General features: G+C 61.4%; 21 protein-coding genes and 1 pseudogene. 15 read left to right on the forward strand and 7 right to left on the reverse strand.

What is annotated here, in order from left to right:
• Positions 1-83 precede the first annotated feature (83 nt).
• Entirely contained in the window at positions 84-1913 is a 1830-nt protein-coding gene (locus AC0969_RS11300; protein ID WP_479624242.1) for a methyl-accepting chemotaxis protein, read from the forward strand.
• A 101-nt stretch (positions 1914-2014) separates the two neighbouring features.
• Here AC0969_RS11300 and recJ read toward each other — a convergent pair whose 3' ends face one another.
• Entirely contained in the window at positions 2015-3739 is a 1725-nt protein-coding gene (recJ, locus tag AC0969_RS11305) for a single-stranded-DNA-specific exonuclease RecJ (RefSeq protein ID WP_479624243.1), read from the reverse strand.
• On the reverse strand, positions 3736-4677 hold the full coding sequence (locus AC0969_RS11310; RefSeq protein WP_479624244.1) for a phosphoglycerate mutase: 942 nt from the start codon (positions 4675-4677) through the stop codon (positions 3736-3738). Before AC0969_RS11310 ends, recJ begins: the two co-directional genes overlap by 4 nt.
• A gap of 160 nt (positions 4678-4837) precedes the next feature.
• Between AC0969_RS11310 and AC0969_RS11315 the strand changes: the two genes are divergently transcribed.
• The 9 genes and pseudogenes from AC0969_RS11315 (at position 4838) to AC0969_RS11355 (ending at position 13210) form a co-directional block, all read left to right on the forward strand.
• Complete coding sequence (locus tag AC0969_RS11315) at positions 4838-4969, forward strand: hypothetical protein (RefSeq protein ID WP_479624245.1); 132 nt, start codon at positions 4838-4840, stop codon at positions 4967-4969.
• 209 nt (positions 4970-5178) lie between these two features.
• Positions 5179-8385 (forward strand): DEAD/DEAH box helicase, encoded by a 3207-nt coding sequence (locus tag AC0969_RS11320; protein ID WP_479624246.1) that lies wholly within the window; start codon positions 5179-5181, stop codon positions 8383-8385.
• Positions 8386-8399: 14 nt separating this feature from the next.
• Positions 8400-9293 (forward strand): hypothetical protein, encoded by an 894-nt coding sequence (locus AC0969_RS11325; protein ID WP_479624247.1) that lies wholly within the window; start codon positions 8400-8402, stop codon positions 9291-9293.
• 52 nt (positions 9294-9345) lie between these two features.
• Positions 9346-9759, forward strand: a complete 414-nt coding sequence (locus AC0969_RS11330; RefSeq protein WP_479624248.1) for a hypothetical protein — start codon at positions 9346-9348, stop codon at positions 9757-9759.
• Positions 9760-9780: 21 nt separating this feature from the next.
• A pseudogene (locus AC0969_RS11335) lies at positions 9781-10014 on the forward strand (ATP-binding protein); the annotation flags it as partial.
• Positions 10009-10311 (forward strand): Fic family protein, encoded by a 303-nt coding sequence (locus AC0969_RS11340; RefSeq protein WP_479624294.1) that lies wholly within the window; start codon positions 10009-10011, stop codon positions 10309-10311. The pseudogene AC0969_RS11335 and the gene AC0969_RS11340, both read left to right, overlap by 6 nt.
• A gap of 39 nt (positions 10312-10350) precedes the next feature.
• Positions 10351-11049 (forward strand): SOS response-associated peptidase, encoded by a 699-nt coding sequence (locus tag AC0969_RS11345; RefSeq protein WP_479624249.1) that lies wholly within the window; start codon positions 10351-10353, stop codon positions 11047-11049.
• 68 nt (positions 11050-11117) lie between these two features.
• On the forward strand, positions 11118-12077 hold the full coding sequence (locus AC0969_RS11350) for an IS5 family transposase (RefSeq protein ID WP_479624250.1): 960 nt from the start codon (positions 11118-11120) through the stop codon (positions 12075-12077).
• A 215-nt stretch (positions 12078-12292) separates the two neighbouring features.
• Positions 12293-13210 carry a lactate/malate family dehydrogenase gene (locus tag AC0969_RS11355; RefSeq protein WP_479624251.1) on the forward strand — a complete coding sequence of 306 codons (918 nt, stop codon included), beginning with the start codon at positions 12293-12295 and terminating at the stop codon, positions 13208-13210.
• A gap of 372 nt (positions 13211-13582) precedes the next feature.
• On the opposite strand, the gene AC0969_RS11360 is transcribed toward AC0969_RS11355, so the two are convergent.
• Entirely contained in the window at positions 13583-14827 is a 1245-nt protein-coding gene (locus tag AC0969_RS11360; RefSeq protein WP_479624252.1) for an ImmA/IrrE family metallo-endopeptidase, read from the reverse strand.
• Between the two features lie 29 nt (positions 14828-14856).
• Complete coding sequence (locus AC0969_RS11365; protein WP_479624253.1) at positions 14857-15141, reverse strand: type II toxin-antitoxin system HigB family toxin; 285 nt, start codon at positions 15139-15141, stop codon at positions 14857-14859.
• Between the two features lie 138 nt (positions 15142-15279).
• Here AC0969_RS11365 and AC0969_RS11370 point away from each other — a divergent pair, with 138 nt between their 5' ends.
• Entirely contained in the window at positions 15280-15450 is a 171-nt protein-coding gene (locus AC0969_RS11370; RefSeq protein WP_479624254.1) for a GNAT family N-acetyltransferase, read from the forward strand.
• Positions 15451-15474: 24 nt separating this feature from the next.
• Here the strand turns inward: AC0969_RS11370 and AC0969_RS11375 are convergent, their stop codons facing one another.
• Positions 15475-17808, reverse strand: coding sequence for a heavy metal translocating P-type ATPase (locus AC0969_RS11375; protein WP_479624255.1), 2334 nt, complete (start codon positions 17806-17808; stop codon positions 15475-15477).
• A 354-nt stretch (positions 17809-18162) separates the two neighbouring features.
• Between AC0969_RS11375 and AC0969_RS11380 the strand changes: the two genes are divergently transcribed.
• A complete protein-coding gene (locus tag AC0969_RS11380; protein WP_479624256.1) occupies positions 18163-21156 on the forward strand; it encodes a PKD domain-containing protein in 2994 nt (997 codons plus the stop codon).
• A gap of 75 nt (positions 21157-21231) precedes the next feature.
• Here the strand turns inward: AC0969_RS11380 and AC0969_RS11385 are convergent, their stop codons facing one another.
• Complete coding sequence (locus AC0969_RS11385; protein ID WP_479624257.1) at positions 21232-21849, reverse strand: 2-dehydro-3-deoxy-6-phosphogalactonate aldolase; 618 nt, start codon at positions 21847-21849, stop codon at positions 21232-21234.
• 2 nt (positions 21850-21851) lie between these two features.
• The gene (locus AC0969_RS11390) at positions 21852-22757 is read right to left on the reverse strand and encodes a 2-dehydro-3-deoxygalactonokinase (RefSeq protein ID WP_479624258.1); all 906 of its coding nucleotides are present in this window, start codon (positions 22755-22757) and stop codon (positions 21852-21854) included.
• 79 nt (positions 22758-22836) lie between these two features.
• Between AC0969_RS11390 and AC0969_RS11395 the strand changes: the two genes are divergently transcribed.
• The 3 genes from AC0969_RS11395 (at position 22837) to AC0969_RS11405 (ending at position 26198) form a co-directional block, all read left to right on the forward strand.
• Positions 22837-23583, forward strand: a complete 747-nt coding sequence (locus AC0969_RS11395) for a FadR/GntR family transcriptional regulator (protein WP_479624259.1) — start codon at positions 22837-22839, stop codon at positions 23581-23583.
• A 114-nt stretch (positions 23584-23697) separates the two neighbouring features.
• The gene (locus tag AC0969_RS11400; protein ID WP_479624260.1) at positions 23698-25428 is read left to right on the forward strand and encodes an IlvD/Edd family dehydratase; all 1731 of its coding nucleotides are present in this window, start codon (positions 23698-23700) and stop codon (positions 25426-25428) included.
• A gap of 8 nt (positions 25429-25436) precedes the next feature.
• The gene (locus AC0969_RS11405; protein WP_479624261.1) at positions 25437-26198 is read left to right on the forward strand and encodes an SDR family NAD(P)-dependent oxidoreductase; all 762 of its coding nucleotides are present in this window, start codon (positions 25437-25439) and stop codon (positions 26196-26198) included.
• The last annotated feature ends 91 nt before the right edge of the window (positions 26199-26289 follow it).

Consider the following 26289-nt stretch of genomic DNA (forward strand, 5'->3'; position numbering starts at 1 on the left):
ACTATGCCGGGCGTTTGGATGTAGCATCCAGTTACTTTTAACCGCTTGCGGTTTGGTTTTCGTTTTGAATAAAGAGACACACCATGCAATTCAACAATATGCGGGTCGCCCATAAGCTGTGGTCCACGATCCTTGGGTTACTGCTGGCCATGCTGCTGGTCACGGTATGGACGCAAATGCGCACCCGCCAGCTGGCCAGTGAAATGGACCAAAAAGTGGCCCATTTTGAGAATGCCATCACCATCGCAGCCGGATGGCGCGGCATGGTCGAAGTCGCCACCGGGCTGAACACCGACAGCCTGGTCACCACCGATGCCGTCCTGAGCAAAGACCTTGCCGAGCGGGCTCTCGCGATGACCACGCGCATCAATCCGGTGCAAGAAGCCGCGATCAAAGCCGCCCAGACCCCCGCCGACAAAGCCGCGCTGGACGCCATTGTGGCCGCCCGTACCGACATCCGGGGTCAGAACGACAAGGTTAATGAACTCAAGACCGCAGGAGACGCAGCGGCCAGCATCGCGTATGCCAACCAGGAGTACCGTCCACGTGGCACCGCATACATGGGCGCGTTGGATAAATACGCCGCCTTGCAGGTGCAGCAGCGTGATGCCGTCCGCGCCGCCGCCGAGCAGGCCAGCGCCAACGTGATGTGGGTGGCCGTAGCCAGCGTGGCACTGGTGTTCATCGTGGGCATCGTGTTAGCCCAGATTTTGGTCCGTTCGATATCCGTACCGCTGCAACGTGCAGTGGATGTAGCCGAGGCGATTACGGCGGGCGACCTGACGATGGATCTGCACGATCTGCGCAAAGACGAGTTTGGCCATTTGCTGCGCAGCCTGGGTGAGATGGTGACCAAGCTGCGTGGCCTGGTGGGCGAAGTGCGCACCGGCGTGGATGCCGTATCCACCGCCTCCAACGAAATCGCCATTGGCAATAACGACCTGTCGCAGCGCACCGAACAAACCGCCTCCAACCTGCAACAAACCGCTGCCAGCATGGAGCAACTGACCAGCACCGTGGCCCAGTCGGCCGATACTGCCCGCCAGGCCAACCAGCTGGCATCTACTGCGGCCCAGGCCGCCACGCGCGGCGGTGAAGTGGTGGCGCAGGTGATCACCACCATGCAGAACATCAGCACCTCGTCCAAGCGCATCTCCGACATCATCGGCACCATCGACGGCATTGCTTTTCAGACCAACATCTTGGCGCTCAACGCGGCCGTGGAAGCCGCCCGTGCGGGGGAGCAAGGCCGGGGCTTTGCCGTGGTGGCCAGCGAAGTGCGTAGCCTGGCGCAGCGCAGCGCCGATGCGGCCAAAGAAATCAAAACGCTGATCGGTGCCTCGGTGGCCACGGTCGATGCAGGCACCCAGCAGGTGACCCAGGCCGGCGAAACCATGGGTGAAATCGTCAGCAGCGTGCGCCGTGTCAGCGACCTGATCGGTGAGATCAGTGCCGCATCGAGCGAGCAGCGCGACGGCATTGCCCAGGTCAACCAGGCGGTCAATAACCTGGACCAGATGACCCAGCAAAACGCCGCACTGGTCGAGCAGTCGGCCGCCGCCGCCACGGGCATGCGCGACCAGGCCCAACGGCTGGCCGAAGCGGTGGCTGTGTTCAATGTGGGCGGCCATGCCGTCAAACTGGCACGGCCCGTGCCGCGCCCGGTACCGCGCCCCGTGGCCATGCGGCCTGCGGTGCCAGCCCCCCGGCCCACCGTGCAAGCCAAGCTCCCCGCGCGTGCGCCAGTGAAAGCTTTACCTGCCAAAACTCCGGTGGCTGCACCCGCTAAAACGCTGCTGCGTCCGGCGCCGTCGAAGCCATCGGCCCCAGTCGCCCGCCGCCCCGTAGCCCTGCCCGGCAAGGCCCCGGCATCCTCCGCCAAGGGTGGCGAAGGCGATTGGGAGAGCTTCTGATTTTGCTATTAAATAAATAGCTCCTCGCGCATGTTGAATATGCGCTAAAGGCCTAAAAGACCATTGGTTTTTTAGGCCATTTTCTTGGCTGGAGTGGGCCGCTAGTCCGCCACGCCTTCCACCAAAAACTGCACCCGCCGCTGGCCCTGCCACTCGTTCACGTCTAGGCGAAACGCCAGCGTCACCTTGGGCGGCAGGCTTTCGGTGTGGCCGAACCAGATGCCGTCTACCGGCTGGCCCTGGTGCTTTAGCTTCAGCGACAAATGCTTTTCGCCCACTAGGCGCTGCGACACCACCTCCAGCTCTTCGCTGAAGGTGGGCGGCGCAAAGCCCTGGCCCCACACCTCTTTGTGCAGCACGTCCACCAGCTCGGCGCGGCGGTATTCGGGCGCCAGCGGGCCGTCGGTTTCTAGCCTGCGGGTGAGGGTGGCGGCATCCAGCCATTCCAGCGCCACCTGTTGCAGGCCTTGTTCAAACTGGTCGAGGTTGTCGGCATCCACGGTGCAGCCCGCCGCCATCGCGTGGCCGCCAAAGCGCAGCAGCACGCCGGGGTGGCGCTTGGCCACCAGGTCCAGCGCGTCACGCAAATGGAAGCCGGGGATGGAGCGGCCCGAGCCCTTCAACTCGTGTTCTTTGCCGGGGGCTTTGCTGGCGGCGAAGACGAAAGTCGGGCGGTGCAGCTTGTCTTTGAGGCGCGAGGCCACAATGCCCACCACGCCTTCGTGGAAGTCGGGATCGAACACGCAGATGGCCGGCGGCGGCTCCTCGGATTCGTCAAACAGCGACTCGGCCACCAGCATCGCCTGGTCGCGCATGCCGCCTTCGATTTCGCGGCGCTCGCGGTTGATTTTGTCCAGCGTGGTGGCCAGCTCGGTGGCGCGGGCCGGGTCGTCGGTCAGCAGGCATTCGATGCCGAGGGTCATGTCGGCCAAGCGGCCCGCAGCGTTGATGCGCGGGCCCAGGGCAAAGCCGAAGTCGAAGGTGGTGGCCACCTTGGCGACGCGGCCTGATGCTACAAATAACGCAGCTAGTCCCGCAGGCTGCGCCTGCGCGCGCAGCCGTTTGAGCCCTTGAGCCACGAGGCGGCGGTTGTTGGCATCGAGCTTGACCACATCGGCCACCGTGCCCAGGGCCACCAGGGTTAGCAGCGGGTCCAGCTTGGGTTGCGTCTCGGCGCTGAACACGCCGCGTTGGCGCAGCTCGGCGCGCAGTGCCAGCAGCACGTAAAACATCACGCCGACACCGGCAATCGACTTGCTCTCGAACGTGCAGCCGGGCTGGTTGGGGTTCACGATCACGTCCGCATCCGGCACGGCGATCTGGCCGTCGCGCATCGCTGGCAGGTGGTGGTCAGTCACCAGCACTTGCAGGCCCAGCGCTTTGGCTTCGGCTACGCCCTCGAAGCTGGCGATGCCGTTGTCCACCGTGACCAGCACGTCGGCCCCGCTGTCTTTCACCCGGCGCGAGATGCTGGCGGTGAGGCCGTAGCCGTCTACCACCCGGTCCGGCACGATGTAGTCGGCAAATTGGGCCCCCAGCAGCCGCAGGCCGCGCACGCCCACCGCGCAGGCCGTGGCCCCGTCGCAGTCGTAGTCGGCCACGATGCAGATGCGCTTGTCAGAGCGAATAGCATCGGCCAGCAGCACGGCCGCTGCTTGCGTGCCCAACATGCTGGCGGGCGGCAGCAGGCGGGCCAGGCCGTCGTCTAGCGCGTCTTTGTTGTCCACGCCCCGGGCGGCGAACAGGCGGGCCAGCAGGGGGTGGACACCGGCTTGCTCCAGCGCCCACACGGCGCGGGGGGGGATGTCGCGTGCTGTAATTTTCATAGCTGCTCCAGCATGGGGGGTAAGCGCTGGGGGCTTAAAAGGTTTGATATTTTTTGGATAAGGCTGCGGGGTGCGACCTCGAAGGTCTGCGCATTGCTTTCGCCGCACAGCGTGAGTTGCACGGCCTGGCCCTGGTCCAGCGCCGCCAGCAGTTCGGCGCAGGCGGTGGCGTCGATGTGTTGCCAGGCGGCGGCCCAACCGGCCCAGTCCTCACATTGCGCGGCGTGCAGCAGTGCCAGCGGCATGGTGGGGGCGGGCTGCGGTGCGGGCGGTGATGCCAAAGCCCCGCTGCCGCTAACCCAGAACGAGTTGATCGGGAACAGGCCGCGCTCGGCCCGGGCATCGTTCACCGCATGGGTGTAGAGCAGCATCTGCATCTCGCTTTGCAGCCGCCGCAGCGGGCCGCCCTGGGCGGTGGGCGGCATCCATTCGTCCACATTGCGCGCGCCCACGCCGCTGACCACGCGGTCTAGCGAGGCGCTGGCCAGGCCGCGAAATATCTCGCCCTGCGCCAGCCAGCGGGTGGGGCTGGCATACGTCAAGGCAATGCCGTCTTCTTCGAAATACGGGCGCACGGCGGCCAGCACGGCGCGGCTTTCAGCCTCTTCCAGCCCCAGCCCTTCGGGTGGGGCCATTACGATGTGATCGGTCATCACCTGCCAGTGGCAGGGGGTGATGAAGGCCCAGGCACCGTCTTGCGCTGCCTGCAGCGCGGCCCATGGGATGTGCCCGTCGGCGGCGACTATGCCGTGGTGGCGGGCCAGCGCGCGTTCGTGTGGCGGCGACAGGCTGTCTTCGGCGCCGCTATCGCGTGGTGTGGGTGTCAGGCGCGCCAGCAGCCGCTCCAGGTGGGGCAGGTGCAGGCTGGCCAGCGCCTTGCGGCAGCCAGCGGATTCGCTGGCGGCGAAGGGAATCAGCAAATGGGAAGGGGTGGACATGCGGCTATTGTCCGGGATGGCTAATGCACGCTGGGAGCAGGACTGCGACTTTATGGTCGCCACAGGGCTGTCGCCTGGGCTCGCAGAATATTTTATGAATATTTGCATCCAATGAGCTGGCGGTTGCATATCCAAGAAGCCCCCCTTGGAAAGCATTTCCATGAAATTTCTGTCCGCCGCACTTGCGCCGGCCGCTGGCCGGTCTTGGGCATATGCCGATACCGGCAAGCTGCTGCTGACCGGCGGAGTCAACTTGCCGCCTCACTGCATAGCTAACAAAAAACAAGTTTGATGAACAGTGGTTGTCTTCCTGATAATCGTCTTTGTCTTCATAACCACCACCGTACAAGTAACCGAACAAGTAGGGCGTCTGTTGGCCTGCTTGCGAAATGGTCCCTTGATGACACAACCCCTCTCACGCAAAAGTCCCAAACAGCAATATCGGTTCACGGCCCAGGGGCGTGGCTACCTTCAATCCTTGCTCACATCCTCCTCTGCAGCATGACCTCAAAACATTCCTCAGCCAGCCGTTTCCTAAACACCGGCCTTTTCGACAGCCTGAAATCATTCACCGACATCGAAGCCAGAATTTCGGCCTTGCCCGGCAACAAGGAGCGAGGCGATGCCTTTGAGATATTTGCTGAAGCCTACTTCGCCACCCAGAAAATCGCCCAGGCGCAGCAAGTGTGGCCGTTCGAGTCGGTACCGCTGGCACAGCGGCAGGCGCTTTCGCTCGACACCGGGCGTGACATGGGCGTGGACGGCACTTATATGACCGTTGACGGCGAGCTGCGGGCTTATCAAGTCAAGTTCCGCAGCAATCGGCCAGCGCTCACTTGGGATGAGTTATCCACCTTCATGGGCCTGACTGATCAAGTTAGCCAGCGGGTTCTGTTCACTAACTGCGAGACGCTGCCCAGCCTCATGCAAGACCGCAGTGGTTTTGTGCCCATTCGGGGCAGTGACCTCGACCGTCTCACGACGGTAGATTTCGAGGCCATGCGGCAATGGCTGCAAACCGGCCAAGTCAAGCTGCCTCGCAAACAGCCGTTGCCACATCAACAAGAGGCATTGACAACGATTACACGTGGGTTGGGCGAGAACGACCGTGCCACCGTCGTCATGGCCTGCGGTACCGGCAAATCTTTGGTTGCCCTCTGGGCCGCCGAGCAATACGACTGCAAAACCATACTGGTACTGGTGCCATCACTGGCATTGGTGCGTCAGCTCTTGCATGAGTGGCTGCGGGAAACTGCCTGGACGCGACTCACCTTCATGTGTGTTTGCTCCGACCCAACGGTTGCCAAAGGGGCGGATGACCTGATCGTTCATCAGGCTGACCTCGATTTTCCGGTAACCACTGACAGCGCAGTCGCCCGCCAGTTTCTCAACAAGCCGTTCGATGGCGTAAAGATTGTTTTTTCCACCTATCAGTCAGCGCATGTGGTGGCTGCGGGCCTGCCAGTTGGCGCGGATGGAATGGCGCAGCCCTTCGATCTGGCTATTTTTGATGAAGCGCACAAGACCGCCAGCCGGGAGGGAACCCGTTTCAGCTTTGCCCTGGAAGATGCAAACCTGCCGATTCGCAAGCGACTGTTCTTTACGGCCACCCCACGCCATTACGATATTCGCAAAAAAGACAAGGAAGGCGATGCCACACTGGCCTACTCCATGGACAGGCCCGAAGTCTATGGCCCCGTCATCCACACCCTAAGCTTTGCCGAAGCCGCCCGGCGCGGCATCATCTGCGACTACAAAGTGGTGATCTCGGTGGTGACCTCCGAGATGGTCAATGACGATTTGCTCAAACACGGTGAAGTCCTTGTTGCAGGCGATATCGTTAAAGCCCGCCAGGTGGCTCTGCAAATCGCCCTGCAAAAAGCAGTCGAGAAATACGGCGTGAGCCGCATCTTCACCTTCCACGGCTCCGTGGCGGCCGCACGCTCATTCACATCCAACGACAGCGAAGGCATCCAACAGCACCTGCCAGACTTCACCACGCTGCACGTCAGCGGCGAAATGCCCACATCGCGGCGCGAAGACCAGATGAAAGCCTTTCGACAGGCTCAAAAAGCGGTCATTTCCAATGCCCGCTGCCTGACTGAAGGAGTGGATGTGCCTGCCGTGGACATGGTCGCTTTTATCTCACCGCGCAAAAGCAAAGTGGACATCGTGCAGGCCACGGGCCGCGCCATGCGCAAATCGCCCGGCAAGGAATTCGGCTATGTGATGGTGCCCCTGTTTGTGGAGCAGGCCAGCAATGAATCCATTGAAGAAGCCTTGAAACGCACTGGCTTTGACGATGTGTGGGACTTGCTGGGTGCCATGCGGGAACAGGATGATGTGCTGGTGGACATCATCCGGCAAATGCAGGAGGACAAGGGGCGCACGGGGGGCTACAACGATAGCCGGTTTAGCGAGCGAGTGGAGGTGTTAGGTCCTAGTGTTTCGTTGGAGACTATTCGGGAATCGATTACGGCGGAGTGTTTGGAGTCGCTGGGGGTATCTTGGGATGAGTGGCTTGGGAGATTACTTGCGTATGGTCATAGTGAAGGACATTGCCGAGTCCATCAGCACTATGTTACGTCTGATGGATTCAAATTGGGGCGTTGGGTAGTTAACCAGAGAATGACCAAGGCCGATTTATCACCAGAGCGTTTCGCTTTACTGGAGCGTGTACCTGGATGGGCGTGGAATGCTTTGGATGAAAAGTGGGAGCTGGGCTTTAAGTACCTTGCTGAATATGCGCAGAAAGCAGGCAATTGCCTGGTTCCACAAAAGTACAAAACAATAGATGGATTTAGCTTGGGAAGTTGGGTATCTAACCAACGAACAAATAAAGACAGTTTGTCCACAACTCAAGTTCAACGACTTGAGACTATCCCTGGTTGGTCATTGGATGTCAGAGCAGAGCAATGGGAAGAGGGTTTTCGCTATCTCACGGAATTTTCGGCGCGGGAGGGACATTGCCGAATTCATCAACACGATCGAACGAGTGACGGGTACCGTTTGGGGCAGTGGGTGTCAACACAGCGTCGTAACCAGAGTAGTTTGCCCATTGAACGGAGTAGGCGTCTTGAAACAATTCAAGGCTGGGCGTGGGACGCTCAAATCGAAAAGTGGGAGCAGGGTTTACGGTATCTCAAAGAATTTTCTGATCGCGAAGGCCATTGCCGAGTTCCCACCCGTTATTGCACCGCCGATGGGTATCGGTTGGGTACATGGGTCTCGAAGCAGAGGGATGGTTTGCCACCAGAGCGTCAAGATCGGCTTGAGACGATGCCGGGTTGGGAGTGGGGTGCCCGTACTGATCAGTGGGAAACGGGGTATCTTCACCTGACGGAATTTGCAGATCGCGAAGGGCATTGCCGTGTTCCTGGAAATTTTCAAGTGACCAATGGGTTTCGCCTGGGTTTGTGGGTGTCAAACCAGCGAACTGCTAAGGATGGCTTGCCTGACGAGCGGAAAGTACGACTTTGCGCTTTACCTGACTGGGCGTGGGATCGCTTTGCCCATCAGTGGGAGACTGGATTCCGCCATCTCGTCGACTTTGTAAATCAAGAGGGGCATTGCCGAGTCCCTCGCAACTATCTAACGAACGATGGATACCGTTTAGGGGGGTGGATGAGCAGGCAGCGAACGGCTCGGGATGATTTGTCAGCTGTACTAAAAGAACGGCTTGAAGCGCTACCAATGTGGCAGTGGTAAGCCATTAGCAATTTATGAAACTACGCAGACTTCTCTCGAAACACAACTCCGACATCGCACTCCTTGTGGGAAATGGTGTCAACCTCTTCAGAGCCACTGGTGAGAACTCCTGGGGCTGCCTTCTTTCGCAGCTAGCGCGCGAACACCTTGACCCAAAACACGAGGAGGTTCCAAAAGGCATTTCGCACACAGAGTTCTACGACGTACTTGAGCTTGCTTATGCCAGGACACAAGGCAGCCCCAAACTTGTCGCCCAGTTCTGCGCATTGATGGCGTCTTGGAAGCCAATGGAACAGCACGAGGCAATAGCGGGATGGGCGGCACATCATGAGGTACCGATCCTCACAACCAACTTCGAAAACACGCTGGGCGAAGCAGTGGGCTGCACCTTCCGACGTACCTGCAACAAAGGATTCACCGATTTCTACCCGTGGGAGACGTACTACTCTCTTGCGGACGTAATTGAACCCTGCTCACAGTTCGCTATTTGGCACCTCAATGGAATGCAGAAATATCCTAGGAGCATCAAGCTTGGTTTGACCCAATACATGGGGTTAGCAGCGCGAGCGCGAGGCTGGCTGCATAACGGTGCTGGTCGACTGCTGAGTGATCCTGCCGGTACAGCCTGGAAAGGTGCCATGACCTGGCTACAAGTTTTTTTTCACAAACCGATTTTGGTAGTTGGTCAAGGGCTCCCAGAGACCGAGGTTTTTTTGCGCTGGTTGATGATCGAACGCACAAAGTATTTCAGGCTTTACCCCGACCTGCAAAAACGGGCCTGGTACGTTCACCTTAAAGACGAGCTGCCAGTTGGCAAAGAGCTTTTTCTGAGAGCAGTTGGGTTTGAGCCCTTTCCCGTCGGCAGCTACGACGAGATGTACGCACATCGAACTTGGGACGGAAAGTGATTGAGGAGATGACAACGCGATTGTCGGCCTTCGATGAGATGCCTAGATGCCTATGCCCGATCTGGGGCTGGAAGATCTCGATATGGATGCCGCGCGACAATTGTTCGCCGGCATCAGCACGCTGGACCCGCAAGCGCTACGCACGCTCAAGCTGGTAACGCTCTACCAGGACCAGATGGTACCGACCAAGGGGGCCGTCCTACTGTTTGGCAAAGAGCGGGGGCTGCATTTCTCTGATGCCTGGGTGCAGTGCGGTCGCTTCATCGGCACGGACAAGGCGCAAATCTTTGATCACGTCGATATCCGCGAGCATCTGCCCACTGCGGTGGACAGTGTCATGATGTTTCTGAAGAAACACGCCATGCGTGGTGCCGATTTTTCGACCGTTCGGCGCAAGGATGTCTGGAGCATTCCGCTGGTGCTGTTGCGAGAGGCGGTGATCAACGCGTTGGTGCATGCCGATTAGTCGCAGCGCGGTGCACCGGTACGTATTTCGTTCTTTGACGACCGTATTGAGGTGGAAAGCCCCGGCATCTTGTTGCCGGGCATGACCGTGGAGGACATGCGCCAAGGGGTTTCGAAAATCCGCAACCATGTCATTGCCCGGGTGTTCCGCGAGTTGAACCTGATTGAGCAGTGGGGCAGCGGTGTGCGGCGAATCTTCCGGGAAGCAGAAGAACAGGGCCTGCCAGAACCGCAGATCATCGAGCTCGGAATGCGCTTGCGTGTAGTGGTGTATCTGGCAGAAGCACTTCGCCCGGTGCAAGTAACCGAACAAGTAACCGAGCAAGTAGCGCGCCTGCTGGCCGTACTCCATAGCGGTGCATTGGGCGTGCGCGAAGCTATGGAGGCCGTGGGGCTGAAGCACCGCCCTACGTTTTTGGCGAACTATTTACAGCCGGCATTGCAGGCTGGCTTGGTCCAGATGACGCAACCCGAATCCCCCAAGAGCCCAACGCAGAAGTACCGCTTGGTTAATCTCGCGGATCGGGCCCAACACAAATCTGCAGGGAAATAGGTTGCAGCAATAGCGACAAACCAGCGCTACCATCCCCGCATGACCACCCACTACGAATCCCTGCAACTACCGGCCACGTACCGCGACGCCTTCAACGTCGAACCCCCCATTGCTTTGGGCGAGCGCGACATGTGGCCGCGCAAGCCGGGGTTTTGCATCCGGCCCGTGGCCGCGCCCGCCGATGCGCCACCCGACACCCCCGCCAGCCGCGAACTCATCCCCGCCCAGTGGGGCCTGGTGCCGCACTGGGTCAAGTCGGCCTCCGACGGCAAACTGCGTGCGCCCAAGCTGGTCAACGCCCGGTCCGAGACGGCCAGCACCACGCAAAATTTTCGCGATGCCTGGTTGCAAAACCAGCGCTGCATCGTGCCCATGCAGGCGTTTTATGTGGACGACTGGCGCAGCGGCAAGGCCGTACCCACGCGCATCTCGCGCATCGACGGCAAGCCGATGGGCGTGGCCGGGCTGTGGGCTAGCTGGACTGGGCCAGACGGCGTGCCTTTCCTCAGCTACACCCTGCTGACCATCAACGCCAACAACCACGCCCTGATGCGCCGCTACGGCCCCGAGGGCAACGACCGGCACATGCCTGTCATCCTGAACGAGGGTGCTGTGGACGCGTGGCTGACCGTGCGCATTGAAAAAGCCCGTGAATTCATGCGCCAGTACCCGGCCAACTGGCTGGCCGCCAACCCGGTGGAGCACAAGGCCGACAAAGTGCCGCAAGGGCTGTTTTAAAACAGCACCGTACTTGCGCTAAGGACACTCTGCAAAACCCGGCCCGCAATGTGCTTGCACTCTGAGACATGAAACAAACCGATCTGGGACTAAATTTGACAAGCAAGCGTACGCGCAAGGGTGAGTTTCTTGCGCAGATGGAGCGGGTGGTGCCATGGGCTGATTTGGTCGATCTCATCGCACCGTATTACCCCGAAGGCAAGAATGGCCGTCCACCTTTTGCACTGGAGGCCATGCTGCGGGTGCACTTCATGCAGCAGTGGTTCAGCCTGTCGGACCCGGCGATGGAAGAGGCCTTCTTCGACACGCCGCTGTACCGGGAGTTTGCGCAACTGGATGCACATGGCCGACTGCCTGACGAAAGCACCATCCTCCGATTCCGCCACCGGCTGGAGAAACACAGGCTGGCCGACCAGATTCTGGCGGTAGTCAATGCGTTGCTGACCGAGCGCGGCCTGCTGCTCAAAGCCGGCACCGCCGTGGATGCCACGTTGATCCCCGCACCCAGTTCCACGAAGAACAAAGACAAGGCCCGTGACCCCGAGATGCATTCGAGCAAGAAGGGCAACCAGTGGTACTTCGGAATGAAGGCCCACATTGGTGTGGACGCAGATTCGGGGCTGGTGCACACCGTGCGTGGCACCTCCGGCCACGTAGGCGACATCACCGAAGGCAACAGCCTGCTGCACGGGCAAGAAACCGATGCCTTTGGGGACGCTGGCTACCAGGGAATCGGTAAACGCCCAGATGCCAAGGACAGCGTCACCTGGCACATCGCCATGAAGCCGGGCCAACGCAAGATGCTGCGCAACGACAAAGCGTCCGATGTACTGGTCAATGCACTGGAAAAGCTCAAGGCCGGTATCCGCGCCAAAGTGGAGCATCCGTTTCGGGTGGTCAAGCGCCAGTTCGGTTACGCCAAGGTGCGTTACCGCGGACTGAAGAAGAACACGGCCCAGTTGGTCACGCTATTTGCGCTGTCCAACTTGTGGATGGTGCGCAGCAAATTGCTGGGGATGCAGGCATGAGTGCGCCTGCAAACAGGCAAACGGCCGGGGAGAAGGTGAAAACGGCTCCTGTAGGCGGTCTAGGGGCAATGGATTCGAGGATTCTGCCGCTTTAATTCACCATGCGAAATATCGTTGCCTGCTATCACGCTCGAACTTGAGTTGTTCAGACCATCCCTAACGCACAGAGCCAGACCCCGCCCAAGGTGTAGGCTGAAATTTTCAAAGGATTCCCCATGCGCACACCCTCCATTGGCATCATCGGCACCGGCTGGGTCGGGGCCAGCGTGGCGATTTCGGTGTTGCAGGCGGGGGCGGCGCAGAAGGTGCTGTTGTTTGATGCCCGCGACGGACTGGCCGAGGGCGAGGCGATGGACCTGGCGCACGGCGCGGCCTTTTATCCGTCGGCCACGGTGCGGGCCGGGTCGGTGGCCGAGATGCTGCACACCCAGGCCATTGTTATTACCGCAGGCAAAGGCGGCACGCCCGGCCAGTCGCGGCTGGACTTGCTGCAAGCCAACCTGGGCATCCTGCGCGGCATCGCCCTGCAACTGCGTGGCTACCAGGGCATTGTGGTCATCGTCAGTAACCCGATAGACGTGCTGGTGTTTGACTTTACCCAGGTGTCTGGCCTGCCGCCCGAGCGCGTGATCGGCACCGGCACCATGCTGGACACGGCGCGGCTGCGCCAGATTGTGGGCCAGCGGCTGGCGCTGGACCCGCGCTCCATCCACGCCCAGGTGGTGGGCGAGCATGGCGATTCCGAGGCGGTGCTGTGGTCGGGTGCGGAGGTGGGTGGCGTGCCCCTGCGCAGTTGGGCGGGCTGGCAGCCAAGCGACGAGGAACACATCGCCCACCAGGTGCGCCGTGCTGCTTTTGAGATCATCCAGCGCAAGGGCTCCACCAACCACGCCATCGGCCTGGTCACCGCGCACCTGCTGCACGGCATGCTGCGCAATGAACGCCGGGTGCTCACCGTCACCCGGGTGCAGACCGGCGCGTTGGGCCTGTGGGGTGTGGCCTTGTCGTTGCCTACCGTGGTCAGCGCGGCCGGTGCGGTGCAGGTGCTGGAGCCCGCGCTGGATGCCGGGGAGCGGGCGGCGTTGGAGCGGTCTGCCGAGGTGCTGCGGGCGGCGATTGCGTCGGTGGCTTGAGGGGACTCACGTTCAGTCAACCCCATTCACGGTATGAGGCAAATGCAAGCAGATATCACACGGGGACTGCATCACACTCGGAGCGCGACGGAAGCTAGAAAACGCCATGCTGCGCTGTACCCAATATTGTCTTTGGTACAGGTAAATAAATGAGCCCGCATGAAGCGGGCTCACGATCAACCGGGTGTAGGCCATGCCAACTCCTTTATGAAGAATGGAGGGGTTTTCATGTATGCCCGTGCACTGCGAACTGATAAGATCCGCCGTCTTCTCCAAGACGTGTTGTGCATGGGTGGTTTTTTGGTAGACCCCTATTCACCTCACCAAAGGCCCTTGAGTGTTCTAGTACTCCGGGGCCTTTTTCTTTGCTAATCAACTAGGTTGCGTGTGCTCCTCAAGTTGATCGAGAAACTGGCAGCGGACCTCAGCTTTGATGCTGCTGAGCAAGCGCCAGTTGCCGGATTCAAAACGTACGCGCCCGGCCACGATGGTGGGGTGGATGCGGAGCTTGTCAGCCAACGCTATCGCGGCATCCATCGTGGGTGAGCTGGTTAAATCTGATGCCAACCATTCGGTTTGTGGAATCAGGATTTCTCGGGCCCCGTCGTCTGCCTCGCGTTCCTCTTGGGACTGTTGATGAATTTTGTCTTCAAGGTTGTCTGCAATGAAGGAACGATCAGGCCTTAAGTGGTCTTTTTTGATGTGCACTAGCTCGTGCAGTAAGGCGAACCAGAAGTTATCAAGCCGGTTGTGTCGCAGTGTTAACGCCACCACCGGACGATCTCCATCGAACATGGCGGCACCATCAAGATAGGTCTTGTTGAAGTGGCTCTCGAACACCAGGGCGATGCCCATATCGGCCAAGAACTCTTGAGCCAGACGAGGGCCTTGTTCGAAGCGAGACAGGCGTGCCAATTCTTTCAGGCGTTCATCGGTCAAGCTGCCCTTCACGTACGCCGACTTGAACTTGATTTGGCGCGCCTTTTTGAGCACAGCAACATGCCAGGTTAGCAAGGCATAGTCATCCATCAGCCGGCTACCACTCTGATGCATTGGCGCACGCAGCCGTGCTTGTTGGGTTGGAAGTATGTTGAAGCCGCGCATGAAGAAGCGAATCGATTCTTCGCCGTTCTCGCGGACTTCTCGAAGCGTGCTTAGAAAGCCCTTGAAGTAGCCGCGTTCGAACATCTCCTTCATAGGAAACTTTTTTTCGTCGTAAGGAACGCCTTCGGACAGGTTAACCGCATCATCGGTTGCGGTCAGCAGAACATCTGCTGGGATACCCAAGCCTTGATGCAGCTTGCGGATCGTTGCCAAGTTGAGTGGGCGCTTGCGTGCCAACACTTCCGATACCTTTGGTAGCGACCCCATGTAAGGCACCATGTCCACCTTCTTGAGCCCCAACTGGTCCATGCGAAACAAAATGGCTTCTATCGGATCGGGCACCACGGGCTCGACTTTGCTGCGCTCGTAAGACTCAATCACCAGAGCCAGCAATTCCAGCTCTGCCTCATTGCTGGAACCCGGCACCATGTCTTCATCCATCAGCGCTGACAGACGAACGATCGCCGCATCGTAATCACGCTGCGTTTTGATCACTTTCACCCGTTGCTTCATATTCTTTCCTTCCATTTGCCGAGTCCTGCTTAAAACTTCAGCTTGTCGTACGCGGCATGTGTGCCGACCCACTCGATCAAGACCACGCCGTTTTGGTACTTGGCCTTGATGACCAATCGGTAGGTATTGCCTTTAATGTTAAAAATAACTTTGTTGTCCGCTAGGAAGCTGGCGCTTGGGTATCGGCTCTTAATATCCTGCGGGCTAGTCCATTGGACCCGCTCGGCTTCTATGCGCCAAGCGTTAAGTGGCCCACGTGCATCAGCGTGTGTGCGCTTGAAATCGTCAAGCTTGATGAGGCCAAGTAGTTGCATGGTTTAGTTATGGTTGGTTTCCCCATCCATTGGCTAATGATAGTTCTTTTTTATTTTATTATCAATGGTTCTTTAAAAAGAGAAGTGTCATATTGTCCTGTCACGGTGAAGACTGAACTCTGACATGCCGGGCGCGCAGTGGGCACCGACCACGAGTTCGGCGTGTTCTCGGCGGACGGGCGGCAGTTTTTGGGCGGGGCGGGGGTTAGCCAGTTGCACAGCGCACACAAAAGCTGCAACCTGGGCTACTGGGTGCGCCAGTCGGCGCAGCGCCAGGGTGTTTTTGGTGGTGCCTGCGGGGGCTGTTGAAAACTAACCTAACCCAAACCGCCGTCATTCCTGCGTAGGCGGCAATTCCGTTTTAAGTGCCACCCGGCGCAAGCGCAGCGCATTGCCGACGACCGATACGGAGCTGAGGCTCATGGCCAGTGCGGCCACCATCGGCGACAACAGCCAGCCCGTGAAGGGGTACAGCACCCCCGCCGCCAAGGGCACGCCCAATGCGTTGTAGAAAAATGCAAACGCCAGGTTCTGCTGCATATTGGCAATGGTGGCGTTTGACAGCGCCCGTGCAGTGGCAATGCCCCGCAAATCGCCCTTGACCAAGGTGACCTGGGCGCTGTGCATCGCCACGTCGGTGCCGGTGCCCATCGCGATGCCCACGTCGGCCTTGGCTAGCGCGGGCGCATCGTTGATGCCATCTCCGGCCATCGCCACCATGCGGCCTTCTTTTTGCAGTTGCGCAACCAGCGCCAATTTGTCAGCGGGCGTGACTTCGCCATGCACTTCGGTAATCCCCAGTGTGTTGGCCACCGCCTGGGCGGTGGTCAGGCCGTCGCCCGTGGCCATGATGATGCGCATGCCGGTGGCTTTGAGTTCGGCCAGGGCGGCGGCCGTGCTGGGTTTGATGGGGTCTGATACCGCCAGCAGCCCGGCGAGTTGGCCGTCCACCGCCAAATACACCACGCTGGCGCCTTCGGCACGCAGGCTCTCAGAACGCGCGGTCAGGTCGGCCACGGAAACCTTGCTGTGCGCCATCAGCGCGGTGTTGCCCAGCGCCAGTTTTTTGCCGCCTACCGTCCCCTGTACGCCAATGCCGCTGGCGGATTCAAATGCGTCTACTTTTTCCAGCGCCAGCCCGCGCGCTCGGGCCGCTTGCACGATGGCGTTGGCCAAGGGGTGTTCGCTGCCCTGGTCCAGGCTGGCGGCTAGCTGTAGCACGGCATCTTCTGTGTAGTTGCCGACGGGGATGGCGCGGTTAAAAACCGGCTTGCCTTCGGTCAGCGTGCCGGTTTTGTCCACGATCAAGGTGTCTATCTTGCGGAAATTTTCGATCGCAGCGGCATCGCGGAACAACACGCCCTGGCTGGCACCGCGCCCGGTCGCCACCATGATGGACATCGGCGTAGCCAGCCCCAAGGCACACGGGCAGGCAATGATGAGCACCGCCACCGCGTTAATCAGGCCGTAGACCCAGCCTTGCTCCGGGCCAAATATGCCCCACGCCAACCAGGTCAGCAGCGCAACCGACACCACCGCCAGCACAAAGTAGCCCGCCACCGTGTCTGCCATGCGCTGCATCGGGGCTTTGGAGCGCTGTGCCTGCACCACCATCTGCACGATCTGCGACAGCATGGTGGTCGCGCCCACCTGCTCGGCCCGCATGGTGAGCGCGCCGGTGGTGTTCAAGGTGGCACCGATCAGCTTGTCGCCGCTGCGCTTGGTGATGGGCATGGGCTCGCCCGTGAGCATGGATTCGTCTACCGCGCTTTCACCCTCCAGTACCAATCCATCTACCGGCACCTTTTCCCCGGGGCGCACCCGCATGCGGTCGCCCACATGCACATGGGTCAAGGGGATGTCTTCTTCAAGGCCATCGTCGGCGATGCGGCGCGCTGTTTTAGGGGCCAATCCCAGCAAGGATTTGATGGCTGCCGAGGTCTGTGAGCGGGCGGTGAGCTCCAGTATCTGCCCCAGCAGCGTGAGCGTAATAACCACCGCCGCCGCTTCAAAATACACCGCCACCCGCCCCATTGCCATGAACGATGCCGGGAAAACCTGCGGTGCCACCGTCGCCACCAGGCTGTAGATGAAGGCCGCACCCGTGCCCAGGCTAATCAGCGTCCACATATTCGGGCTACGGTTGCGCACCGACTGCGCGCCCCGCACAAAAAACGGCCCGCCCGCCCACAGCACCACGGGCAAGCTCAGCGCCAGTTCAATCCAGCTTTGCACCTGCATGTCAAACCACTGCAACTGGTGCCCCCACATGGCCAGCACCATGACCACGGCGCTCAGGGGCAATGTCCACCAGAAGCGACGGCGAAAGTCCACCAGCTCGGGGTTGTCTGCGGTGTCCAGGCGGGGCATTTCGGGCTCCAGCGCCATGCCGCACTTTGGGCAATTGCCGGGGTGGTCTTGCCGGATTTCGGCATGCATCGGGCAGGTGTAGATGCTGCCCACGGGGGGCGGCGGCGCATGCGTATGCGCAGCCTCGGTGGCTGCCAGGTACTGGGCTGGGTGGGCGGCGAATTTGGCTTTGCAGGCTGCGCTGCAAAAGTAATAGCTGCTGCCAGCGTGTTGGATAGCGTGTGGAGACTGCGCGGTGACGTTCATGCCGCACACGGGGTCTTTCAGCGGAGGGGGGGCCGTCGGGGCTGTTGCCATATGGATCTCCTGCGGATGGTGTGGCTCCATCATGCCCCGTTGTGCGTTCAGCATCTGTGCGCCAGCGCACCCATTGCGGCGCTGGTGGGTCGGTTAAATTTTAGCGTTTTAGGTCTGTAACGCATATTCCAATTGCGCAGGCAGCTATTTATTCAATAGCATATAACCTAGCCCGGCACGCCATCCGCAACCCAGTCACTGCGCAGGTCTGACAGCCTCTTCCCACGTGAGCTTCTCTACGCACAAGTGCGTAGGGGTCTGAATGCGCCCTACGCACTTGGGCGAATTGCTGCGCAGCGCCACCCCACGAACAATGTACCTACCGTTAACCGCCACACATTCCGGGATCACACCATGCAACACGCGCACCGCCTTGATCGCTTCATGTCCTGGCTTTGGGCATGCCTTATTGCCTTGCTGCTCAGTGCCTGCGGAGGCGGTGGCGACAGCGCCGCGCCGGGCGCTGAAGCCACCACCCTAGCCGCGCAAGGCACGGTGGTGGACGACCAGGGCATCCCTCTCGCCGGTGCCAGTGTGAAAGTAGTGGCCGCCAGTGCGGATGGAGCCAATGGTGTGGCGGTGAACACGGGCGCGGACGGCCGGTTTACGCTGACCTTGTCTGTAGATACCCCGGCGGTGATCCGGGTTGAAAAGTCTGGCTTCATGCCCATGGTGCGTGCAGCGGGCGATGCTGCCCACAACGCGGCGTTTGCGGCGCGGGTGGTGTTGCTGCCCGTGGCTTCCACGCAAAGTTTTGATGCAACACAGGCCGCCGTACTGCGCGTTCCGGGCTCCAGTGCGCGGGTGGAGTTGGCGGCCAGCAGCCTGGTGCGCACCGACGGCCAGACTCTCTCGGGCAGTGCCACGGTGGCGCTCACCCCCATTGACCCCAGCAAAGACATCGGCTTCATGCCCGGTGTGATGGTGGACTCAGCCTCTGGCACACCGATTGAATCGCTGGGCGCTTTGAGTGTCAACTTCACCGATGCCAGCGGCGCACCCCTGAACCTGGCCAGTGGCCAGACTGCGGCCATCCGCATCCCCGCCACCCCCGCCACCCCCGCCGCCGGGGCCACGCTGCCCGCCAACTTCCCGCTGTACCACCTGAACGAGACCACCGGGCTGTGGGTGCAAGAAGGTACGGCCACGCTGCAAACCGACCCCTCCACCGGAGACAAGTACTACGAGGGCACGGTCAGCCACTTCAGCACTTGGAACGCAGACCAACCCCTGACCCGGGCCACCATCGACTACGGCTTTGATGCCAGCGGCTCGCGCTGCATCGTGCCTGCTGTCGTGCATGCGGTAGGTATTGACTACAACGGCGGTAACTTCGGCAACAACCGCACCGTGTTTGTGCGCATCAATTCGCGGGTGCGGCTTACGCTCTACAACATTCTTGGTCAACCCGTTGATAGCGTGGTGCAAAGCACCCCTGCCGTTGCCGGCACTACCGAGCCCATCGCACGCTGCCTGGTGGCGCGTGACAGTGTCGAAATACGTGGCCAAGTCACCGTCAACAGTGGTTCGCTGAGTGGTTACCACGTTCAATTCCATACGGACATAGTGAACTTCACCGTGCCCATCGATGCCGACGGCAGCTACCGCACCCGCATGCCCAAATTCATGGGCGACATCAGCGCCAAGCTGGTGCAAAGCGGCACCCACCGGGGTTTGCCAGACACGTCGGTCGCTGCCACGGTGGAGGGGGTAGACGTGGTGATGCCCCCCTTGGTGGTAGAAGACCGCATGGTAGAACTGCGCGGTTGCGTGCAGGGCTGGGGCGGCTTTCGCCAGACCTACGGCATCGTCAGCGCCTTTGTGGGGGGTAATTTAGTGGGTACCACCACGGTGGCCTCAAGCAACCCTGGTTTCCTATTTTTGGTGCCCATTGACAGCGCAGTCAAGCTGCGCCTGACACCGCCTGATGGCTCCCTGCGTGAGCGTGTGGACACCATTGCCGTGGCCCGTGCGCCCATCCAGCTCAGTGGCTGCTTGAACCTGCCCAGCGGCCCACTGGTGAGCATGGTCGTCACAGGCAGCGGCTTGACCAAGACCTTTGATGCCACCGGCAGCATAGCGGGTGATGCCCCTATATCCACCTACAGCTGGGACTTTGGCGACGGCACCACCGGTACAGGGGCCACGGTGGTACACGCCTACGCAGCCGCAGGCACGTACACCGTGCAACTGACCGTGACCGACCAACAGCACCAGTCCACTACCCAGCGTGGTGTGGTGTCCACCACCACCACCACGGTGACCACGTTGCAGTCCTTGGACATAGGGTTTGACTACGGCTGCGCCATCACCGCCACGGGTGGCCTGCGTTGCTGGGGCATTAACAATGTGGGCCAGCTTGGAAATGGCGAGACAGCGGATGTCTATGCGTTTGCAATCAATTCGCCAGTGCCGGTGGCTTTGAACCTCGGACTGCAAGGCGATGGCGTGACCACGTTTGCCCTGGGCATCGCGGCAGTCAGCGCCGGTAGCGCCCACACCTGCGCCATCACCGTTGCGGGTGCTGTACTGTGCTGGGGTATCGACGAAGAACAGGAGTTGGGCAGAGCGAAGGCGCTCTCTATCCCGGTACATTCGGCGTTGCCAGTTGCCGTCAGCACGATAGGCACAGCCACTTCGATTACTGCCGGCAATTCCCATACCTGCGCTGTAGAAACAGGTGGCACGATTTACTGCTGGGGCTCCAATGTGGTGGGCCAACTAGGCTTCACGGGTGGCACCGGGCTGAACCGAACCAATCCACCCACAGTGGTGGCTGCCATGGGCACGGGTAACAAGGCCGTGGTGGCAGGCGGGCACCACACCTGCGCCATTACGGCGCAAGACGCGCTGCAATGCTGGGGCCTCAACTCAGACGGACAACTGGGCGATGGCAGCACCACCGACAGCAGCACCCCGCGCCAAGTGGCGGGGCTCACGAGCGGTGTCAGTGCAGTGGCTGCGACAGATGACTTTACCTGCGCCATCGTGTCGGGCGCTGTGAAATGCTGGGGAGACGACCCCGGCGCGAAAATACGTGATTTTGGCAGTGTGGAAATTCCCACCACGGTTGCGGGCTTGGAATCCGGTGCTGTAGGTATTGCTGCGGGCCGTGGCCACGCCTGCGCCATCTTGGGCGGCGGTGAGCTGCGTTGCTGGGGCTTGAACGGAGGGGGGCAATTGGGCCTGGGCAACAACCAGCCCGATACAGAAATTCCCATCACCGTGCCAGGCTTGGAGCGTGATGTCGTGGAAGTGCGCGCCAAAGACCAGGCGACCTGTGCCCGCTTGCGCAACGGGAGCGTTAAATGCTGGGGGCAGTGGTTTGCTCCACCGCAACAGTTGTAGGTGGATGTTTTTGCAGGCTTTTAAGGCTCTAGCCCATATTCTGTAAGCGTAACAAGCTATTTATTCAATAGCAAATCACCCCGCCTGGCAAGCCGCCCAAGCCGCCACAAACCCCGCTGCCCGCGCCCGCACCTGGTCGGCAGGCGTACCCGGCGCATACAGCTGGCCGCCAATACCGAATCCGGTGGCCCCCGCTTTCACCCAGCCCGCCATGCTCTCGGGCGTGATGCCGCCTACCGGCCAGATGGGGGTGCCGCTGGGCAGTACCGACAGCAAAGCCTTCAGGCCCGCCGTGCCGACCTGCTCGGCAGGGAATATCTTCAGCGCGTGGGCACCGGCGTCGAGTGCACAGAAGGCTTCGCTGGGGGTCACGATGCCGGGGGCGCTGAACAGGCCGGTGGCCACGCTGCGGTGGATGACGGCGGGGTTGCAGTTGGGCGACACGATGAGCCCGCCACCGGCGGCGTGCACCGCGTCCACATCGGCCACGTTGAGCACCGTGCCTGCGCCCACCAGCGCGTCGGACGGGGCGATGCTGGCCAGAATGGCGATGCATTCCAACGCGCCGGGGCGGTTCAGCGGCACTTCCAGGATGCGAAAACCCGCATCAAACAGGGCCTGGCCCACGGCGGCGGCAGAGTTAACGTCCAGGCCGCGCAAGATGGCGACCAAGGGGAGGGCGGGGGCGTGCATGGCTAAACCTTGTGTTGTTGGATGAAACGAAAGCCGCTCAAGATGACTTCGCGTGGCGACAAAAGCGTGAGCGCGCTGCCCAGCTGCCGGGCGGCGGCTACGTAGGCCTCGGCCAGAGCGGGTGAGCCAATCAAATGGAATTGCGCTTGCCCCAGGTCTTGCAGCACATCTTGCAGTTCGCTGCCGATCAGCAGGCCGCTTAAATACGCCTGGGCCTGGGCGGCGGGCATGCTGCCGGTGACTACGCGGGCGCGGCAGGCAAACAGCTGGTGCGCCAACGCGCCGGGCCTGCCGGCGGCCACGCCATCGGCAAAGGCGGGTTGGCTCCACAGCGGCTCTGCACCCGGGGGCTGTGCCGCAGCCGCCAGCGTGCCGTGGGTAGACAGCAGGGCAAACAGCTCGCCCGTCATGTAGGTTCGCAGTTGCTGGATGCGGCCATCTTTCAACAGCACCCATTTGCTGTGCGTGCCGGGTAGCACAAACCAGCCGTCGCGCAGGCCCATTGCCACCGCGCCCAGCAGCTGGGTTTCTTCACCGCGCATCACGTCGGGCTGATCCGCCACACCACGCACGCAATAGCCGGGCACGATAAAGCGCTGCGGCTGGCCGGTGACGGCTACCAAGTTGTGGGGCAGTGCCTCCAGTGGCACATCCGGCCCGAGGTACGGGGCTTCCTGCCAGCCAAAGGCGCTGCCCACCATGCCGGACATCACCACCGGGCTGTCTGCGGTGGCTCCCAGTGTGGGCAGCCATGCGGCCAGCGACTCTGCGTGCCGCCCCCGGGTGGTGAGTGCGCCCTGGTCGTCACTGGCCTCAAGGGCGCAGTGGCCTGTGGGGTCTAATGTGTACGCCCGGCGGTGGGTGGTGCCCCAGTCCACGCCAATCCACGGGGTGTGGGTGTTTTCCATGCGGTAGTGTCCCTCTGTTTTTTCTAGATTGTATGATTTATTATGGGTTGCGGCATGTGTATGCCAGGAGCTTTTTGCAATGAAATCACCGGTTATCCAAAACACCTCGGCCATGTATGCGGGGCGCAATCTGCATGGGCAGGTGGTCAAGGCGCTGGGGCATGGCGTGCTGGGTGGGGCCTATCCGGCGGGCAAGCTGCTGCCCAACGAAGAGGAGCTGTGCCGCACGCTGGATGTCAGTCGCACCGCCCTGCGTGAGGCCATCAAGGTGCTGGCCGCCAAGGGCTTGCTGGAGTCACGCCCCCGCGTGGGCACCTGGGTGCGCCCGCAGGCCAGCTGGAACATGCTCGACCCCGATGTGCTGGCCTGGCGTTGCGCCACCGGGCCGGATGCACAGTTCTTGCGCCACCTGACCGAGATGCGCGAAATCATCGAACCCGCCGCCGCCGCCCTGGCCGCCCGCAACCGCAGCCCCGCCCAGCTGGAGGCGTTGGAGTTGGCCTTTCAATCTATGGCGAGCGCCGCCGATGTGAATGCCTGGGTGCTGGCCGACCTGGCCTTTCACAGTGCCGTTTTGCAGGCCACCAACAACCCCTTGCTGGTGCCGCTGGCCGCCATTATTGGCAGTGCGCTGGAGTCGCTTTTGGGCATCACGGCGCGCCAGGCCGGGGACTTTAAAGACGCGCTGCCCGACCACCGCAAGGTGCTGGATGCCATTCGCGAGGGCGATGCGCAGCGGGCGCTACACCGCATGTCGGTGATGCTGTCGGATACCCGCGATTTGATGCAGCGGGCGGACCTGTTGACGGATGTTCTGCCTGCGTAGCGTCGGATAAAGGGTTTTTCCTAGGGCTAAAATCGCGGCTTATTTGTATGATTTATTAAATCTACGTTAAATCCACGATAGCGCCAACCCATCTAAGACCGCCCAATCATTCCTATGAGCAACGAAGCCCCCAAAAAACGCCGTTCCCAACACTGGTTTGGCGGCACCAGCAAAGACAACTTCATCCACCGCAGCTGGATGAAAAGCGAAGGCCTGCCCGACGACAGCTTCGATGGCCGCCCGGTCATCGGCATCTGCAACACCTGGAGCGAGCTCACCCCCTGCAACCAGCATTTCCGCCAGCTCGCCGAACGCGTGAAGCACGGCGTGCTGCAGGCCGGTGGCATCGCGGTCGAATTCCCGGTGTCCTCGCTGGGCGAAACCCTGATGCGCCCCACCGCCATGCTGTACCGCAACCTGGCCAGCATGGACGTGGAAGAAGCCATCCGCGCCCACCCGCTGGATGGCGTGGTGCTGCTGGCGGGCTGCGACAAAACCACCCCTGCCACCCTGATGGGTGCGGCCAGCGTCGATCTGCCCACGCTGGTGGTGTCGGGCGGCGCGATGCTGAACGGCAACTACCGGGGCGAGCCCATTGGCTCGGGCACCCACGTGTGGAAGTTTTCGGAAGCCGTGCAGGCGGGCACCATGACCCTGCCGCAGTTCATGAAAGCCGAGAGCTGCATGTCCCGCTCCGCCGGGGTCTGCATGACCATGGGCACCGCCAGCACGATGGCCAGCATGGTCGAGGCGCTGGGCGTGTCCCTGCCCACCAACGCGGCGATTCCCGCCGTGGATTCGCGCCGCCTGGAATTGGCGCAGCGCTCGGGCCGCATGATTGTGGACATGGTCGAGCGCGACATGCGTTTGTCCCACGTGCTGACCCGCGAAGCCTTTGAAAACGCCATCCGCGTTTGCGGGGCCATTGGCGGCTCCACCAATGCCGTGATCCACCTGATTGCCATCGCCGGCCGCATGGGCGTGCCACTGTCGCTGGACGACTGGGACCGCCTGGGCCGCGACATCCCCACCATCGTGAATCTGATGCCGTCGGGCGAATACCTGATGGAAGACTTCTACTACGCCGGTGGCCTGCCGGTGGTGATGAAGCGCCTGCTGGAAGCCGGCCTGCTGCACGGCGATGCCATCACCGTCAACAACCGTACCCAGGCGCAAAACGTCGAACACGCCGAGTGCTTTAACGACAAGGTGATCCGCCCCTTAAGCCAGCCGCTGGTAGAGCAGGGCGGCCTGGCCGTGCTGCGCGGCAACCTGGCCCCGCAGGGCGCGGTGATCAAGCCGTCGGCCGCCACCGCCAAGCTGTTGCAGCACCGGGGCAAGGCCGTGGTGTTCGAGAACATCGAGCACTACAAAGAACGCATCATGGACCCGGACCTGGACATCGACGCCAACAGCGTAATGGTGCTGAAGAACTGCGGCCCCAAGGGCTACCCCGGCATGGCCGAGGTCGGCAATATGGGCCTGCCGCCCAAGCTGCTGCAACAGGGCGTGACCGACATGGTACGCATCTCGGATGCCCGCATGAGCGGCACCGCCTTTGGCACCGTGGTGCTGCACGTGGCCCCCGAAGCCGCTGCCGGTGGCCCGCTGGCCCTGGTGCAAGACGGCGACGAGATCGAGCTGGACGTGGCCGGCCGTGGCCTGCACCTGCATGTGAGCGACGAAGAACTCGCCCGCCGCCGCCTGGCCTGGGTGGCCCCGCCCGAGCCGCCCTCTGGCTACGTGCGCCTGTACCACCGCCATGTACTGCAAGCCGACCAGGGTGCCGACCTGGACTTTTTGGTCGGCTGCCGTGGCGACGCCGTACCCCGCGATTCACACTAAGGATTTTGATGAAAACCGCAAACTACCCCAGCCTGGAGGGCCGCAGCGTGTTCATCACCGGCGGCAGCTCCGGTATCGGTGCCGACATCGTGATCGGATTTGCCCGCCAGGGTGCCAAGGTGGCCTTTACCGGCCGTAACGCCGCATCCGCCGCCGAGGTGTTGGCAGCGGCCAGCGCAGTCGGCCCCACACCATTGTTTTTGCAAAGCGAAGCCAGCGACGTGGCCGCCCTGCAAGCCGCCATTGCCCAGGCGGCAGCAGCGCACGGTGACATCAGCGTGCTGGTCAACAACGTGGCCAACGACCAGCGCCACGACCTGATGGACGTGACCCCGGAAGACTTCGACTGGCGCGTCTCCATCAACCTGCGGCCCGCCTTCTTTGCGGCCCAGGCCGTGGTGCCCGGCATGCGCCGCCGGGGCGGTGGGGCCATCGTCAACCTGGGCTCCATCAGCTGGATGATCAAGGGCAAGGGCTATCCCGTGTACGGCACCTGCAAGTCCGCCACCGTGGGCCTGACCCGCAGCCTGGCCCGCGACCTGGGCCCGGACAGCATCCGCGTCAACACCCTGACCCCCGGCTGGATCATGACCGAGAAGCAGCTCACCCAGTGGGTGGATGCCGAGGGCGAGCGCATGATGGACGACAACCAGTGCCTGCCCGGCCGCATAGTCGGTGCAGACGTGGCCAACATGGCGCTGTTCTTGGCGGCCGACGACAGCAGCATGGTCACCGCGCAAGATTTTGTGGTGGACGCCGGTTGGACCTGACCCGGACTTGCTCCCTCGCCCCTTCGGGGAGAGGGCTGGGGTGAGGGGCGGGCAGGTACGCACGGTGCATGCTACGGTGACGGTTTTAAGT

This window comes from Rhodoferax sp. LB1P47 (assembly GCF_056521445.1).